The organism is Nocardia sp. NPDC052316 (genome assembly GCF_044547795.1).
Classification (GTDB): domain Bacteria; phylum Actinomycetota; class Actinomycetes; order Mycobacteriales; family Mycobacteriaceae; genus Nocardia.
Genome location: NZ_JBIUBB010000004.1, coordinates 295,139 through 309,756 on the forward strand (window position 1 = coordinate 295,139; position 14,618 = coordinate 309,756).

16 protein-coding genes are annotated in these 14,618 nt (G+C 68.5%); 9 read left to right on the forward strand and 7 right to left on the reverse strand.

The genetic code is table 11. The features are described 5' to 3' along the window. The first annotated feature begins 167 nt into the window (after window positions 1-167). Window positions 168-1,088, forward strand: coding sequence for an inositol monophosphatase family protein (locus ACIHA7_RS19710; RefSeq protein WP_397291367.1), 921 nt, complete (start codon window positions 168-170; stop codon window positions 1,086-1,088). Window positions 1,089-1,241: 153 nt separating this feature from the next. Here ACIHA7_RS19710 and cei read toward each other — a convergent pair whose 3' ends face one another. Next, a complete protein-coding gene (cei, locus tag ACIHA7_RS19715; RefSeq protein ID WP_397291369.1) occupies window positions 1,242-1,916 on the reverse strand; it encodes an envelope integrity protein Cei in 675 nt (224 codons plus the stop codon). A 375-nt stretch (window positions 1,917-2,291) separates the two neighbouring features. Between cei and ACIHA7_RS19720 the strand changes: the two genes are divergently transcribed. Then, window positions 2,292-2,594, forward strand: coding sequence for a DUF4193 domain-containing protein (locus tag ACIHA7_RS19720; RefSeq protein ID WP_107658115.1), 303 nt, complete (start codon window positions 2,292-2,294; stop codon window positions 2,592-2,594). A 15-nt stretch (window positions 2,595-2,609) separates the two neighbouring features. Here ACIHA7_RS19720 and ACIHA7_RS19725 read toward each other — a convergent pair whose 3' ends face one another. Beyond that, window positions 2,610-3,095, reverse strand: a complete 486-nt coding sequence (locus tag ACIHA7_RS19725; RefSeq protein WP_397293100.1) for a DUF3093 domain-containing protein — start codon at window positions 3,093-3,095, stop codon at window positions 2,610-2,612. A gap of 180 nt (window positions 3,096-3,275) precedes the next feature. Between ACIHA7_RS19725 and dut the strand changes: the two genes are divergently transcribed. Together dut and ACIHA7_RS19735 are read left to right on the forward strand one after the other, a co-directional pair. Further along, window positions 3,276-3,740 (forward strand): dUTP diphosphatase, encoded by a 465-nt coding sequence (dut, locus tag ACIHA7_RS19730; RefSeq protein WP_397293101.1) that lies wholly within the window; start codon window positions 3,276-3,278, stop codon window positions 3,738-3,740. 5 nt (window positions 3,741-3,745) lie between these two features. Further along, a complete protein-coding gene (locus tag ACIHA7_RS19735; protein ID WP_397293102.1) occupies window positions 3,746-4,579 on the forward strand; it encodes a DUF3710 domain-containing protein in 834 nt (277 codons plus the stop codon). On the opposite strand, the gene ACIHA7_RS19740 is transcribed toward ACIHA7_RS19735, so the two are convergent. After that, the gene (locus tag ACIHA7_RS19740; RefSeq protein WP_397291371.1) at window positions 4,580-5,293 is read right to left on the reverse strand and encodes an alpha/beta fold hydrolase; all 714 of its coding nucleotides are present in this window, start codon (window positions 5,291-5,293) and stop codon (window positions 4,580-4,582) included. A 126-nt stretch (window positions 5,294-5,419) separates the two neighbouring features. On the opposite strand from ACIHA7_RS19740, the gene ACIHA7_RS19745 reads away from it, so the two are divergent. The 3 genes from ACIHA7_RS19745 to ACIHA7_RS19755 all read left to right on the forward strand — a co-directional run bounded on the left by ACIHA7_RS19745 (window position 5,420) and on the right by ACIHA7_RS19755 (window position 7,300). Further along, on the forward strand, window positions 5,420-5,797 hold the full coding sequence (locus ACIHA7_RS19745) for an OB-fold nucleic acid binding domain-containing protein (RefSeq protein ID WP_107658110.1): 378 nt from the start codon (window positions 5,420-5,422) through the stop codon (window positions 5,795-5,797). 30 nt (window positions 5,798-5,827) lie between these two features. After that, a complete protein-coding gene (locus ACIHA7_RS19750) occupies window positions 5,828-6,505 on the forward strand; it encodes a DUF3159 domain-containing protein (protein ID WP_397291373.1) in 678 nt (225 codons plus the stop codon). A 171-nt stretch (window positions 6,506-6,676) separates the two neighbouring features. Further along, complete coding sequence (locus ACIHA7_RS19755; RefSeq protein WP_397291375.1) at window positions 6,677-7,300, forward strand: sigma-70 family RNA polymerase sigma factor; 624 nt, start codon at window positions 6,677-6,679, stop codon at window positions 7,298-7,300. 36 nt (window positions 7,301-7,336) lie between these two features. Here the strand turns inward: ACIHA7_RS19755 and ACIHA7_RS19760 are convergent, their stop codons facing one another. Continuing rightward, a complete protein-coding gene (locus ACIHA7_RS19760; RefSeq protein WP_397291377.1) occupies window positions 7,337-8,008 on the reverse strand; it encodes a potassium channel family protein in 672 nt (223 codons plus the stop codon). Between the two features lie 2 nt (window positions 8,009-8,010). Further along, window positions 8,011-8,676 carry a potassium channel family protein gene (locus ACIHA7_RS19765; RefSeq protein ID WP_397291379.1) on the reverse strand — a complete coding sequence of 222 codons (666 nt, stop codon included), beginning with the start codon at window positions 8,674-8,676 and terminating at the stop codon, window positions 8,011-8,013. A 160-nt stretch (window positions 8,677-8,836) separates the two neighbouring features. Between ACIHA7_RS19765 and ACIHA7_RS19770 the strand changes: the two genes are divergently transcribed. Then, entirely contained in the window at window positions 8,837-10,825 is a 1,989-nt protein-coding gene (locus ACIHA7_RS19770; RefSeq protein ID WP_397291381.1) for an APC family permease, read from the forward strand. A 40-nt stretch (window positions 10,826-10,865) separates the two neighbouring features. Continuing rightward, entirely contained in the window at window positions 10,866-12,665 is a 1,800-nt protein-coding gene (locus ACIHA7_RS19775) for a TRAM domain-containing protein (protein ID WP_397291383.1), read from the forward strand. A gap of 133 nt (window positions 12,666-12,798) precedes the next feature. On the opposite strand, the gene ACIHA7_RS19780 is transcribed toward ACIHA7_RS19775, so the two are convergent. Both ACIHA7_RS19780 and ACIHA7_RS19785 read right to left on the reverse strand, forming a co-directional pair. After that, entirely contained in the window at window positions 12,799-13,602 is an 804-nt protein-coding gene (locus tag ACIHA7_RS19780; protein ID WP_397291385.1) for an enoyl-CoA hydratase, read from the reverse strand. A 164-nt stretch (window positions 13,603-13,766) separates the two neighbouring features. Then, complete coding sequence (locus ACIHA7_RS19785; RefSeq protein ID WP_397291387.1) at window positions 13,767-14,516, reverse strand: lysostaphin resistance A-like protein; 750 nt, start codon at window positions 14,514-14,516, stop codon at window positions 13,767-13,769. Window positions 14,517-14,618 lie beyond the last annotated feature (102 nt).

Below are 14,618 nucleotides of genomic sequence, written 5' to 3' on the forward strand. Positions count from 1 at the left end.
AACCCCTCGTTCCTGTGCTGGCCGGTGTGGAGCACAACACCGCAGCACATGGCTTCACCCCGGTGTCGCGAGCGCGCTGCGGTGGTGTGCCCGACGACGGCGTTGTGTCGTGCACGACAAGAGTAATGCGCGATCGATGCTGCGCGTTCCCGAGGATCTGTGATCCGATGGGGGGCGTGCCGGAAACCTCATCGCCAGTGTCCGACTACACCTCCGAGATCATCGTCGCCCGCGGCGACGAGGCCGAACTGCGCAGAGTCGCGGTCGACCTCGCCGAAACCGCCGCGGCGCACGTCCGCGCCCGCCGCCCCGAGGTCTTCGGGCAGGCCGGCCCCGCCGAGGGTGCGGTGCAGGCCAAGGGCCACCCGACCGATCCGGTGACCATCGTGGACACCGAGACCGAAGAACTGATCCGCGGCCTGCTCGCCGAGCAACGCCCCGGCGATCCCATCCTCGGCGAGGAGGGCGGCGGCAGCCTCGCCGACTCGGCCGCCGACGTCGTGCACTGGGTCGTCGACCCGATCGACGGCACCGTCAACTTCCTGTACGGCATCCCCGGCTACGCGGTGTCGGTGGCCGCGATGCGCGGCGGGCGGCCGGTCGCGGGTGCCGTGGTGGACGTGGCACGGCGCGATACCTACAGCGCCGGGCTCGGCCTCGGTGCGATCAGGGTCGACGCCGAGGGCGCGGTGGAACATCTGCGCTGCACACCGGTCGAGACGGTGTCGATGTCGTTGGTGGCCACCGGTTTCGCCTACGGCAAGCACCGCAGGGCCGCGCAGGCCCGGCTGATCGCGGAGATCCTGCCGCAGGTGCGCGACATTCGCCGCTTCGGCGCGGCCGCGCTCGACCTGTGCCACGTCGCCGCGGGCCGGGTGGACGCGTACTTCGAACACGGCCTCAACGCCTGGGACTGGGGCGCGGGCGCGTTGATCGCCGCCGAGGCGGGCGCCCAGCTCACGTTGCCTCCCGCCACCGCCCCCGGCGAGGCGGGCGACCTGGTGGTCGCCGCCGCCCCCGGCATCGCCTATGAATTGGTCGCGCTACTCGAGCGGGTAGGCGCTACCGAACCGCTCCCCGACCGCTGACGCGTCAGCCCATGTGCCCGCAAGACGACTGATCTCGCAGGCACATGGGTAACTCATCGGGGACGGGCTGACGATCCAGCCGACCGACCGCTGGTCGCCGACGTGACCGCATTGCCGCCTGGGTCTGGCCTGAATACGCGGAGAGGGGGGGAGCTAACACCGCGCTTGCCGGGCGGCGTCGAGGAGTTCGATATCGATCGAGGGGGCGCCGCCCGGTGCGGGGTTCTTCAGCGAGCGCAGCACCTCCTCGGCGTCGTTGCTGGGCCGGATGTCGCGGAACAGCGAGCCGAGCACCATGTCGACCGTGTCGTCAGCGCGCTGATCCTCGATCAGCTCGGCGCACGGCACGACCAGCTGCACCGACGCGGCGGCCGGGCGGCCGTTCACGCCGAACCGGATCTGGCCGGTGCATTCGAGATCGCCGTTGACGTAGACCGTGTCGTTACCGAACTGCGTGCCCGGCGCGCTGGCGAACCCGAGGTCACCGAACTGCGCCGCGACGTGCGCGGCCTGGCCACGCTGGTTGTTTGCGTTGAGCACGCGCACCTTGCTCGCCGCCAGCGGCGCGGGTTCCACATCTTGTAGCCTGCCCGCGCCGACGCGCTGGCCGAGCGTCGCGGGCTGGGCGCCCGGCTCGGTGGCCGGGCTCGGCGAGTTGCAGGCCATCGCGCTGCTGTCCTGCTCGGTCGTCGTCAACGCCTTGACCCACACAATCGTGCAGATCAGCGCGATGATGCCGAGCATGATGAGCCATGGCTGCGGGCGCCGTCGGAGGAAGGGCCTGCCCTGGGAATCCACGGGGCGGCCTTCGGTGATCAGTGAAACCACCAGCACACTCTACGAAAAGGTCACGCCCCCGCTCCACAAGGTCTCGGCGAGTTCGACGGATGGTGTCGATTACCCGTCGGTTTCGAATCGTCTGTGTTTTGATTGCGACTTTTGCGCTGGGGTCCGCTATTGTCTGGCGGCCCAGATCGAATCGCCGGTGGTGAAATTGGTGGTCGGTCGCGGGAACAAGTAGGGCGTGTCCTGCGTTTACCGAGCGCTATCCGGAGTGGATCAGCTCGATCCGACCTGATGGGTGACCGGTGTACGTGTGACGTGCACCACCGGCGGGGCGGTGCGAGTCATGGCGGTTCCAGCAGGAATCGGTGTGAACCAGCCGGTCCGGGATATATGAAGTAAGGACGAGGGGAAGACGACATGGCAACCGACTATGACGCACCGAGGCGTACCGAAACCGACGATGTGTCGGAAGATTCGCTGGAGGAGCTGAAGGCTCGTCGTAACGAGGCACAGTCCGCCGTCGTGGATATCGACGAATCCGATACCGCGGAGTCGTTCGAGCTTCCCGGCGCGGACCTGTCCGAGGAAGTGCTGAGCGTTCGGGTGATCCCGAAGCAGGCCGACGAGTTCACCTGTTCCAGCTGCTTCCTCGTGCACCACCGGAGCAGGCTGGCCAGCGAGAAGGGTGGTCAGCTGATCTGCATGGACTGCGCCGCTTGAGCTAGTTCATGGTGATCAGCCCGCGCTGGGCAGGCCCAGCGCGGCAAGGACCTGTTCCGGTCGACGCGTACTGACCAGCCAGTACGGCGTCGGATCGTCCGGGTCGTCGAGCACGAGCAACACCATCGGCCCGATCCACGGCCGATGCTGCACATAGGCGGCGGGGTCGAGCTGGCGACCCAGCGCCGCGCTCTTCGCCGTGCGGGCGACGACGGCCGCACGGGCGACGAAATTCACGGGCAGGTGGGCGCGGTCGGCGCGCAGCTCCAGCGTGCCCGACGCGTCCGGCGCGACCTCGACGCGGTGGCGGCTCAGCCACAGCAGCACCCAGACCGGTATCGGGAACAACAGCACATAGGGCAGCCAGGCCCGCAATCCTGGTGCGCCCATGTGGATTTCGGCGGCAAGCAGGCCCGTGATGGCGAAGGCCACCGGCCACCACCACAGCGGCACCCAGAGGCGCTCGCGGTACGGCTGCGGGGTCTGCTGTTTCTCGTCCATCGTCACTGGATTGGGCTGGTCCGACACGAGTCAACACTAATTCACGGTGGTTACCGGTTGACGCGTAGGCTCGACCAACGTGAGGGAGCGAAGCGAGCGAACCATGGATACAGCACCTGCGGTTACGGCGGAGCCGAGCGCTAGCGAGGCGGAGTCGTGACCGCCCTTTCACCGATACCTATGCTGCGGCTGGATCCCGGCATCCCCATGCCCGTGCGCGCCCATGACGGCGACGCCGGTGTGGACCTGTGCACCACCGAAGACGTCATCCTGGAACCGGGGGAGCGGGTGCTGGTCGGCACCGGCATCGCGGTGGCGCTACCGGTCGGCACGGTCGGCCTGATCCACCCGCGCTCGGGCCTGGCGGCCAAAACCGGGCTGTCGGTGGTGAACACCCCAGGCACGGTCGATGCCGGCTACCGGGGCGAGATCAAGGTGTGCCTGATCAATCACGACCCGCGCACGCCCATCGAGTTGCGCCGGGGCGACCGGATCGCGCAGCTGCTGGTGCAGCGCGTGGAACTGGTCGACTTCCTGGAGGTCGACTCGCTGGACGAGACCACGCGCGGGGCGGGCGGTCACGGCTCCAGTGGCGGTCACGCGAGTTTGACCAGCGCGAGCCAGGCCACCGTGAAGGAGGCGTAATGGGACTGTTCGGAAAGAAGAAGAGATCGTCCGACGACGACCGGTATCCGGCCGACGACTACGACAACGACGACTTCGCCTATGACGAAGACGATTACGACACCGACGAACACCCGGTGGTCACCGGGGGTTATCAGGGCGCGGGCGCCGAGGGTTCGGGGCCGTACGACTACAGCGACGTGGCGGATCTGCTGGAGAAGGTCACCGACCAGCGACTCGACCTCGGCTCGGTGATCCTGCCGGTGCCGCAGGGCGGGCAGTTGCAGGTCGAGATGACCCCCGACGGCACGCCGCAGGCGGTGCACCTGGCCACCGAGCACGGCAGGCTCACCGTCGCCGCGTACGCGGCGCCGAAGTCGGCGGGGCAGTGGCGCACCGTGGCCGCCGATCTCGCCGATTCGCTGCGCAACGACGGCGCTCGGGTCGCGGTGGAGACCGGTCCGTGGGGTCGTGAGCTGCTCGCCGTCACCGAGGGGGCCGACCTGCGGTTCATCGGCGTCGACGGGCCGCGCTGGATGGTTCGGCTGGTCGCGGCGGGTCCGTCGGGCGCGTCGAACGACGGCAGTCCGCTGGTCGCGGCGGCGCGGGCGATCCTGCGCGAGACGGTGATCCGGCGCGGCGACGAACCGCTGCCGGTGCGCGAGCCACTACCGGTGGTGCTGCCGCAGGAACTGGCCGAGCAGCTGGCCGCGGCGCACCAGGCGCAGATCGACGCCCAGCAACAGCAGGCGGCGGCGCAGGCCGCGGCGGGCCCGCAGGCGGGCGTGCCGCCGCGCATGCCGGAGGGTCCGCGCCGTGGTGCCGACGGTTCGGCCATGCAGCAGCTCGGCCTGAACTAGCTAACTGCGCGCCAGCGCGGCGAATCCCGTGTGCCCGAGGATCGCCGGATCCGCGCCGAGCTCGGCCAGCGTGATCCGGTGGATCGCGGAGCGCGGGATCAGCGCTGCCCACTCCTCGGCGATCGCGAACGGATGCACCGGATCGTCCACCGCCGTGACCACCGCGACCGGCACCTCGAGGGTGCCGAGCCGCTCGGTGCCCGGCCACTTGTAGTCGGCCGCTTCCTCCAGTGCCGCAGGCAGATTCGGCCACTGCGCGCGCCACGACCGCGTGAGCGCGTCGGCCAGCCAGCGCGGACTGCTCGCGCGCATCCGCTCGACCACCGCGTCCAACCCGTCGGCGCGCAGCTGCGCGGCGGTCGCCCCCGCGCTCATGGTCGCGGGGCAGGCGGCGGTGTCCGGCCCGGTCCACGCGGGCAGCGCCGCGACCACCCCGACCACCAGGTCCGGATGCTCGGCCGCCCACTCGATCGCGACCGCGGCGCCCAACGAGATTCCCGCCACAGCAATCGGTCCCGCCGCGGCCGCCGCGTCGAGCGCCGCGCGATAACTCGCGACCACGCCCATGGGATCGGGCTCGACGGCGACCACGGCTAGACGGCGCGCTTCGCAGGCGGGCTCGAAGGCGCGGCGGGCGAAATCGGCGTCGGATCCGGTGCCGGGCAGCGCCACGACGGCGTGGGCGGCCGACACGGAGTGTGGGGAGTCGAACACCGGTCCGAGCGTAGCGGGGGTGCCCTGGTGCATCTACAGTGGCGGGTGTACGTCCACAGCCGGTCGTGCTGAATCCACGATGGTGTGCGATCCACACTGTCTGCTCTATGCAGGAGAGCGTGCGAAATGTCATCCGCTGCCTCAGGGTATTTTCGACGTCTGGGCCGCAGACTGACCGAGGATCTCGACCAGTTGGACGCCGAGGAACTTGCCGAGAAATCGGAGGCCTCAGGAGCGTGCCGCGCATCGGAGTGTCGCCGCGGCGACGAGGCCACGATGCTCGGTAGGCTGCGCAGTGTCGAAGCGTGTCCGAAGTCCGCCGGCGCTGCGGTGCAAGCGGAGTTCTTCGACGGGACCGACGCCATCACCCTGGTGTGGATCGGCCGTCGGCGCATCCCCGGTATCGAACCGGGCCGACGTATCTTGGTTCGCGGCCGCGTCGGCGATCGAGACGGCCGCAAGGTGATCTACAACCCCTACTACGAACTGCGCGGGAACAGCTGACGTATGCCATCGAGCAACGACAACGCCCCCATGGGCGAACCGACCCCCACGACCGAACAGATCGAGCCGCCAGTGGCTCTCGACCCTGCTGAGGCCGCCGCGGAGCAGACGTTGCTCGAGCAGTTGGGTGGTTTCAGCGGCCTGATCTCGTCGACCGTTCCCGTCGTCGTGTTCGTCCCCGTGAACAGTTTCGCCGGGCTGACCGCGGCGATCTGGGCCGCCCTCGGGGTGGCCGCGCTCATCCTGGTCTGGCGCCTGTTCCGGCGCAGCCCCCTGCAGCCCGCCGTCTCCGGCTTCCTCGGCGTCGGCATCTGCGCGTTCATCGCCTACCGGATGGGGGAGGCCAAGGGCTTCTTCCTGTTCGGCATCTACACCAGCCTGGTCTACGCGGGCGTGTTCCTGGTGTCGATGCTGGTGCGCTGGCCGCTGGTCGGCGTCATCTGGGGCGTGCTGAACGGCCACGGCACCGACTGGCGCTCCGATCAGCGCGTGCAGCGCCTCTACTACTTCGCGACCGCCGCTTGGATGGTGGTCTTCGGCGCCCGCTACCTGGTGCAGTCGCAGCTCTACGACACCGACCGCACCGGCTGGCTCGCGTTCGCGCGGATCGCGATGGGCTGGCCGCTGACCGCGGTCGCGCTGGCGGTCACGGTGTGGGCGGTGCGTCGCGCCGGGCACCTGCCCACCAAGACCGCGCCCGCGGTCTGACGCGTAAAGCGTTAACCTCGCGGATCTTTCCCGCGAAAACCATCAGGGGTGGGTAAATCCCCGCCGAGGTGGGGGGTTACCCACCCTGGGGTGTCTGGCTGGCGGTCCGAGTTCGTCAGACGATCGTTGCGTAGGAAAAAACAACGCACGATCGTCGGAAAGGACTCGGACGTGGCTACCGAGCACAACACCGCAGCATTGTCGAACAACCGCACTCCGGCCCTGTCGGAGAGCCGCAGGGTGGCAGCCGAACTGGATGCGCTGATCGGCGCCGCGGCGGCCGGTGACCGCGCCGCCATCACCGAGATCGTCCGGATCGTCCATCCACTGGTGCGCCGGTATTGCGGTGCGCGCCTTGGCAATACGGCCCACCTGCAGGTCACCGCCGACGACGTGGTGCAGGAGATCCTGATCGCCACGGTGAACGCCATCCCGCGCTACCGCGATCAGGGCAAGTCGTTCCTCGCCTTCGTCTACGGCATCGCCGCGAACAAGGTCGCCGACGCGTTCCGCCGCTCCCAGCAGCACCCCACCTACCCGATGGCCGAGCTGCCGGACACGCCGTCGAACGAGGCCGGACCCGAGGAGTGGGCGCTGGCCTCCGAACGGCGCGCGGCCACCAAGGAGCTGATGAAGATCCTGGCGCCGGCACACCGCGAGGTGCTGGTCATGCGCATCGTGCTCGGCTGGTCGGCGGCGCAGACCGCGGAGGCGATCGGCACCAGCCCCGGCGTGGTCCGGGTGATGCAGCACCGCGCGCTGAACAAGCTGCGTGCGGAACTGAAGGCCGCCTAGCTGTCGAAGCGGCCGTGCATCAGCCCTGTCGGGGAGTCAAGGCTTGATGCCGTGGTTGGCCAGTTCGACCCGCAGGTCCTCTTCGGCCTCCACCGAGGTCACGAACAGCAGCTCGTCGTCGCCCTCGAACGGATCGTCGGGCTGCGGCACGATCACCCGGCCGCCGCGCAGAATCGTCACCAGGGCGGCGTCGCGCGGCAGGGTGAGCGTGCGCACCGGCTTGCCGGCCAGCGCGGTGTCGCCGGGCAGGGTGATCTCGACCAGATTGGCCTGACCCTGCCGCAACGTCATCAGGCGCACCAGATCACCCACGGTGACCGCCTCTTCCACCAGCGAGGCGAGCAGGCGCGGTGTGGACACCGCGACGTCGACGCCCCACGACTCGTCGAAGAGCCACTCGTTGCGCGGATCGTTCACCCGCGCGACCACCCGCCGCACGCCGAACTCGGTCTTGGCGAGCAGGCTGTGCACCAGATTGGCCTTGTCGTCGCCGGTGGCCGCGATGACCACCTCATACGTTTCCAGCCCCGCGTCCTCGAGCAAAGCGAGCTCGCACGCGTCGGCGTGCACCCAGACCGCGTCCGGGATCGCCGCAGGCTCGATGTGGTCGAGTTGACGCTCCAGCAGCATGACGTCGTGTCCACCGCGCAGCAGTTCCCTGGCGATGGATCGGCCGACGGCGCCCGCTCCGGCGATGGCCACTTTCATGTTCAGTCCTCGCTCACGGGGGGCTTGCCTGCCAACGCGATGGCCTCACCCACGGACCCGGAGGTCGCGGCGACGTAGACGACGTCGTCGGCCTGCACGATGGTCTTGCTGTCGGGCAGCAGGCCCTGGCCGAATCGGATGATGAACGCGACCCGCACCTTGACGTCGCGTTCCAGGTCGCGCACCGTGCGGCCATACCAGTCCTCGTGCAGCGTCAGCTGCGTCACAGCTACCGTTCCCGTCGGGTCGCGCCATGTAGTGGTGCTGCTGTCCCCGATGAGGGTGCGCAGGAAGCGGTCGGTGGTCCACGGCACCGTGGCGATGGTCGGGATGCCGAGCCGCTCGTAGACCGCGGCCCGCTTCGCATCGTAGATCCGGGCGACCACACGCTCGATGCCGAACATCTCGCGCGCCACCCGCGCGGAGATGATGTTGGAGTTGTCACCGGAGGACACCGCGGCGAACGCGTCGGCTCGCTCGATTCCGGCCCGCACCAACACATCTCGATCGAAACCGACACCGGTGACCCGCTCGCCGGTGAAGTCCTGGCCGAGGCGCAGGAAGGCGGCCGGGTCCCGATCGATCACGGTGACCTCATGGCCGACCCGGACCAGGGCGCGGGCCAGCGCCGACCCGACGCGCCCACAGCCCATGATCACTACGTACACCCGTGCAACCTCGTTCCTGGAACCAAGCGTTCGGTCTGCTTATCGTTCGATCGAACGGTACCCGCCGAATCATTCCATCGGCCACGTTCCCCCTCCGCCTCGCGCCCAAACCTGCGAGCCACGCGCGCGAGCACCCATCGGGGGGCCTATGCTCGCTCCAGTGTCCAAGTTGACGACGGCAGCGAAACGAATGCTGCTGGGCAGGCCTTTCCGTAGTGATTCGCTTGGCCATACCCTGCTGCCGAAGCGCATCGCCCTCCCGGTGTTCGCCTCCGATGCCATGTCCTCGGTCGCCTACGCGCCGGAGGAAATCTTCCTCGTGCTTTCCGCCGCGGGCATCTCCGCCTACCTCTACGCGCCCTGGGTCGGTTTGGCCGTCGCGTTCGTCATGGCGGTGGTCGTAGCAAGCTATCGGCAAAACGTGCACGCCTACCCGTCCGGCGGCGGTGACTACGAGGTTGCGACGACGAACCTCGGCCCCAATGCCGGTCTGACGGTCGGTAGCGCGCTGCTGGTCGACTATGTGCTCACGGTGGCCGTCTCGATCTCCTCGGCCGCGTCCAACATCGGCTCGGCGATCCCGTTCGTCGCCACGCACAAGGTGCTGTTCGCCGTGGTCGCGATCGCCGTACTCACCGCGATCAACCTGCGCGGCATCCGCGAGTCGGGCACCACCTTCGCCATCCCGACCTACGCGTTCATCGTCGGCATGTTCGTCATGCTCGGCTGGGGACTGATCCGCATCTTCTTCCTCGGCGACGATCTACAGGCGGAATCGGCCGGTTTCGGGCTGAAGGCGGAGGACGAGCATCTCTACGGACTCGCCTTCGCCTTTTTGATCGCCCGCTCGTTCTCCTCCGGCTGTGCCGCGCTGACCGGTGTCGAGGCGATCAGCAATGGTGTGCCCGCGTTCCGTAAGCCGAAGTCGCGCAACGCCGCCACCACGCTGCTGATGCTCGGCACCTTCGCGATCGTCTTGCTGATGGGCATCATCATCCTGGCCCAGAAGATCGGTGTCGTGTACGCGCACGACACCGACGATCTGATCGGCGCGCCCGCCGACTATCACCAGAAGACCTTGATCGCCCAGCTCGCCGAGACGGTGTTCCACGGGTTCCCGATCGGGTTCTTCTTCATCACCACGGTGACCGCGCTGATTCTCGTGCTCGCCGCGAACACCGCCTTCAACGGCTTCCCGGTGCTCGGCTCGATTCTGGCGCAGGACCGCTACCTGCCCCGGCAGTTGCACACCCGCGGCGACCGGCTGGCGTTCAGCAACGGCATCCTGTTCCTCTCCGGTGCGGCGATCGCGTTCGTGGTGCTGTTCGGCGCCGAGGTCACCAAGCTGATCCAGCTGTACATCGTCGGAGTGTTCGTCTCCTTCGTGCTCAGCCAGACCGGCATGCTGCGGCACTGGACCCGCTTGCTGCGCACCGAGACCGATCCGGCGCAGCGGTCGCGGATGAAGCGGTCCAGGGTGATCAACGCGATCGGCCTCAGCGCCACCGGCACCGTGCTGATCATCGTGCTCATCACCAAATTCTTCGCGGGCGCCTACATCGCCATCGCCACCATGGTCGCGATCTTCATCGTGATGAAAATGATTCGCAGGCACTACGATTCGGTGTCGCGCGAGCTGGACGAGCAGGAGTGGGACGGCGTGCTGCCCAGCCGTTCACACTCGATCGTGCTGGTGTCCAAGCTGCATCTGCCGACGCGGCGCGCGCTGGCCTACGCCCGCGCCACCCGGCCGGACACGCTGGAAGCGATCACCGTGAACGTCGACGAGGCCGACACCAGGGCGCTCGTGCGCGAATGGGAGAAGAGCGACGTCACCGTGCCGCTCAAGGTGATCGAGTCGCCCTACCGGGAAATCACCAAGCCCGTGCTCGACTATGTGAAACGGGTGCGCAAGGATTCGCCACGCGACGTGGTGACCGTGTTCATCCCCGAATATGTGGTGGGGCACTGGTGGGAACAGATACTGCACAACCAGAGTGCGCTGCGACTCAAGGGCCGCCTGCTCTTCGAGCCAGGGGTGATGGTGACCAGCGTGCCGTGGCAGCTGACCTCGTCGACGCGCGCGCGGACGCCGGGCATGGTGAACGCGCCCGGTGCGGTGCGCCGCGGTTACGACGACCGCACATGAGAGTTGCCTTTCGGGAAACGAGTGCAGACGAGGCGTTGGCATGACTGATTGGCGCGACACGACGTTCGAGGTCCGGCTCGGACCGCCCGGACACGGCGGGTTCTGCGTGGGCAGGCACGAAGGCCGGGTGGTGTTCGTGCGGCACGGGCTGCCGGGTGAACTCGTGCTCGCGCGCGTCACTGAGGATCGCGGCGGGTCGTTCTGCCGCGCCGACGCGATCGAGATCCTCGAACCGTCCGCGGACCGCGTTCCCGCTACCTGCCCCGTCTCCGGGCCGGGTGGTGCCGGCTGCTGCGACTTCTCCTATGCCACCCCGAAAGCCCAACGGGCGCTGAAGGCTTCGGTGGTCGCCGAACAGCTGCGCAGGCTGGCGGGGATCGAGCGGGAGGTTGTTGTCGAGCCGATCGCCGGGGCCGGGGACGCCACCGGCGGGTGGCGCACCCGGATCCGGTTGGCCGTTGATGCCGAGGGGCGGGCCGGAGTTCATCGATACCGCAGCACCGAGGTGATCACGGATCTGCGGTGTCCCCAACCGGTTTCGGGGGCGCTCGACGGGGTGGCGGACCGATTGTGGACGCCCGGTGCGGATTTGGTGATAGCCGTCGACGGTGACGGGGTGCGGCACATCATCGAGTTGGCGCCCGCGGTCGAGGGGTCGCGCTCCGGTGGCTGGCAGCGGGCCGAACCCGGTGAGGAACGCCGTGGGCGCGGACGCGACCGCCGTGGGCGCAGCGAACGCGGTGATCGCCGACGACCCGGTGCCGAACCCGGTAACGCGCGTGGGGACGACGAGCGTGGGCGGAAGTCTCACAGCGGCAATCCGAGCGGCCGCGACGACCGAGCCGACGGCGGGCGTGCTGATGCGCGCGGCGGAGTCGAGCGGGACAACCGTCGCCGCCCGGGCGGCAAGCCGGGTAGCGAGGATGTGCCGGGTGTCACCGGTCGCCGTCGTCGCCCGGGTGAGATCGGTGGTGTCTGGAGCGCGGGTGACGCGCGGCGCGGGAGTCGGCCGGACTCCGGCGGCGACAGTCACGACGATGCGTCCGGCGGCCGTAATGTCGCTGACCCGAACGACTTCGGCGGGGAGCGTGGGAGTGGGCGGCGCCGTCGCGAGGCAGCGCGAGCCGCGGACGAGCGTGGTGCGCAACGGTACGACGCGGACGGGCGATGGGAGACACCGCAGGCCGGGGAGCGGCGCAGTGCGTCGGCGCGGCGGGCGGCTACGCACGCGGCGCGCGAGGAGTGGTTGATCTCCGGAACCGGGCGAGCGGTCGAGTACGTCGCGGAGCGCAGGTGGGAGGTCTCAGCAACGGGCTTCTGGCAGGCGCATCACGGTGCGGCACAGTGCTATTCGGATCTCGTTGCCGAATGGTCCGGGTTGCGTCCCGGCGGCTCGGCCTGGGATTTGTACAGCGGCGCCGGTGTTTTCGCCGCCCGGCTGGCCGAGCAGGTAGGCCAGACCGGCGCGGTCCTCGCGGTCGAGTCGGCCCGCCCCGCGGTCGCCGACGGCACCGCCGCACTGCGCGACCTGCCCTGGGTCGACCTGCACGCCCAACGGGTAGAACGCTGGGTCGCCGAACGCGTCGACGGCGCATCCCCCGACGTCATCGTCCTCGACCCCCCACGAGCCGGCGCGGGCAAGGATGTCATCACCGCCATCACCACCACCGGCCCGCTCCGCATCATTCACATCGGCTGCGACCCAGCCGCTTTCGCCCGCGACCTAGGCCTCTACCAAGCGGCTGGCTACCACCTCACCGACCTACGCGCCTTCGACGCCTTCCCCGGCACCCACCACGTCGAGTGCATAGCCCTCCTGGAACGCCCAACTCCCCAGTGACACTGGGGTCTGTCATCGACCGGGACACGGTGGCAGACAGAAGTAGCCCCGTCACCACGTCCAGCCCGGCACGGCGTGTTCGCTGTCTCGGGCATAGCTGCGGGCGAGCGCTGTGGGGTGGCGGTCCCCGGGCTCAGTCGTCGTAGACCGGGGGGCGGCGGGCTTTGCGGGCGCGGATGGCTTCGTCGAAGTTGGTGGTGGTCAGGCGGACGTAGAGTTGGGCCATTCCTTCGTGCTGCATATGCGATTCGAAGCTGCCTGCTTCCATGCCGCTCCAGAGCATGCGTTTGGTGAGTTCGGTGCCGACGCGGCTGAAGCTGATGATGCGGTCGGCGAGCTGGTAGCAGGTTTCCAGGAGTTCGGCGGCGGGGACGGTGCGGGAGACCAGGCCGATGCGTTCGGCTTCGGCGGCGTCGACGTCGCGGCCGGACAGCATGATCTCGAAGGCGCGGGAGGCGCCGATGGCGCGCGGCAGCAGGTAGCTGATGCCGAGTTCGGTGGAGGTCAAGCCGTTGTTGATCCCCGCCGCGCGAAAGTAGGCTGCCTCGGCGGCGATTCGGATGTCGGTGGCGACGCTGAGACAGAATCCGCCACCGATGGCGGCACCGTTGATCGCGCCGATCACGGGTTGATTCATCCGCCGCAGGGTGATCATCACGTCGTTGAGCAGGTCCATCGAGCGGCGCGCGACGCTGGTGACGGTGAGGCCCTCGACATTCGGCACCGTGCCCGCGCTCTGCAGATCGGCGCCGGAGCAGAACCCCTGGCCCGCGCCGGTGAGCACGACAACCCGAATGTCATTGTCGGCGCTGACCTCTTCCAGCGCCTCGCGCAACGGGATCATCACATCGAAGGCCATGGCGTTCATGCGATCCGGGCGATTGAGCGTGACCAGCGCGACGTGCGGTCGCGGTGTGTCGATGAGCACGAACGACATACGAACCCCTAACCGGCAACAAAACTGTCACCGACATCTCAATATAAGTGGTGCCCACCTGATCTCCGCGAGGAAGGCGGTGCCGCAAGCTGGTTAGTCAATGCGTCGGAGCGAATGGGTTCCCGATTGTCCGAAACCTGGCATCGAGCACGGTGCGCGCTGGCCTATCCGAGTGACGGTCGCGAATGTGCCGGTAGCGCAAAGAGTCGTGTGCGGACCGCCGCCGGACGGACTGGGAAACAGGTGAACAACACTATGGCGAGCACCGTGAGTACACCCCAGCCGACGAATCCGTATCCGGCCCACAGTGGGTTCGCTTCATACGTAGTCGAGCCGAATAAACCGAACACCATGGCACTTCCGTTGAACGCGGCGTGTGCGACGGCGCAGGGCCAGATACTTCCGGTGCGCATCCGCAGCCATCCGAGGATGGCGCCGAACGGCACACAGAATCCGATGAACGCGACGGCGGCCCAAGCGCCGAGGTTCGGATAGTTGTAGCCGAGCAGGGTCAGCGGCGCGTGCCACAAGGCCCAGATCACGCCGGTGGCAACAATTCCGCCGAAGAGTCCGAGGCGACCGGTGAGCTGCGGCATCAGCCAGCCGCGCCAGCCGAGTTCTTCGCCGAGCGCGAACGGCAGCGTGCTGAGGGTGGCGACGGTGACCGCCTCGACGATGACGGCGGCGATGATCTCCGGTCGCGAGAATTCGAAGACGTACACGTCGAACAGCGCGCTCAGTCCGAAGGCGAACCACAGGATCAGCGGCGTCCCGAACCAGGCGAGCACCAGCAACCACACGGTACGCCGCGGTCGCGGGCCGAGCCGTAACCCGTTCTGCGCCACCAGCGCCGACCAGGAGAGCCGCCGATACCACCACACCGCGAGCACACCCAGCGCGGGGGACAGCATCATCGTCGCGGCACCGGTGTGCAGCCACAATCCGGACCGCAGCCCGGCGCCGTCGAGCCACGGCCCGGACGGCGTGCTGCCTTACCTACTCGGACGCGGTGGGTG

Coding starts and splice junctions, on each gene's coding strand:
- ACIHA7_RS19710 (WP_397291367.1), top strand. CDS start 168: ATGGGGGGCGTGCCGGAAACCTCATCGCCAGTGTCCGACTACACCTCC.
- ACIHA7_RS19720 (WP_107658115.1), top strand. CDS start 2,292: ATGGCAACCGACTATGACGCACCGAGGCGTACCGAAACCGACGATGTG.
- ACIHA7_RS19725 (WP_397293100.1), bottom strand. CDS start 3,095: ATGGACGAGAAACAGCAGACCCCGCAGCCGTACCGCGAGCGCCTCTGG.
- dut (WP_397293101.1), top strand. CDS start 3,276: ATGCTGCGGCTGGATCCCGGCATCCCCATGCCCGTGCGCGCCCATGAC.
- ACIHA7_RS19745 (WP_107658110.1), top strand. CDS start 5,420: ATGTCATCCGCTGCCTCAGGGTATTTTCGACGTCTGGGCCGCAGACTG.
- ACIHA7_RS19750 (WP_397291373.1), top strand. CDS start 5,828: ATGGGCGAACCGACCCCCACGACCGAACAGATCGAGCCGCCAGTGGCT.
- ACIHA7_RS19760 (WP_397291377.1), bottom strand. CDS start 8,008: ATGAAAGTGGCCATCGCCGGAGCGGGCGCCGTCGGCCGATCCATCGCC.
- ACIHA7_RS19775 (WP_397291383.1), top strand. CDS start 10,866: ATGACTGATTGGCGCGACACGACGTTCGAGGTCCGGCTCGGACCGCCC.
- ACIHA7_RS19780 (WP_397291385.1), bottom strand. CDS start 13,602: ATGTCGTTCGTGCTCATCGACACACCGCGACCGCACGTCGCGCTGGTC.
- ACIHA7_RS19785 (WP_397291387.1), bottom strand. CDS start 14,516: ATGATGCTGTCCCCCGCGCTGGGTGTGCTCGCGGTGTGGTGGTATCGG.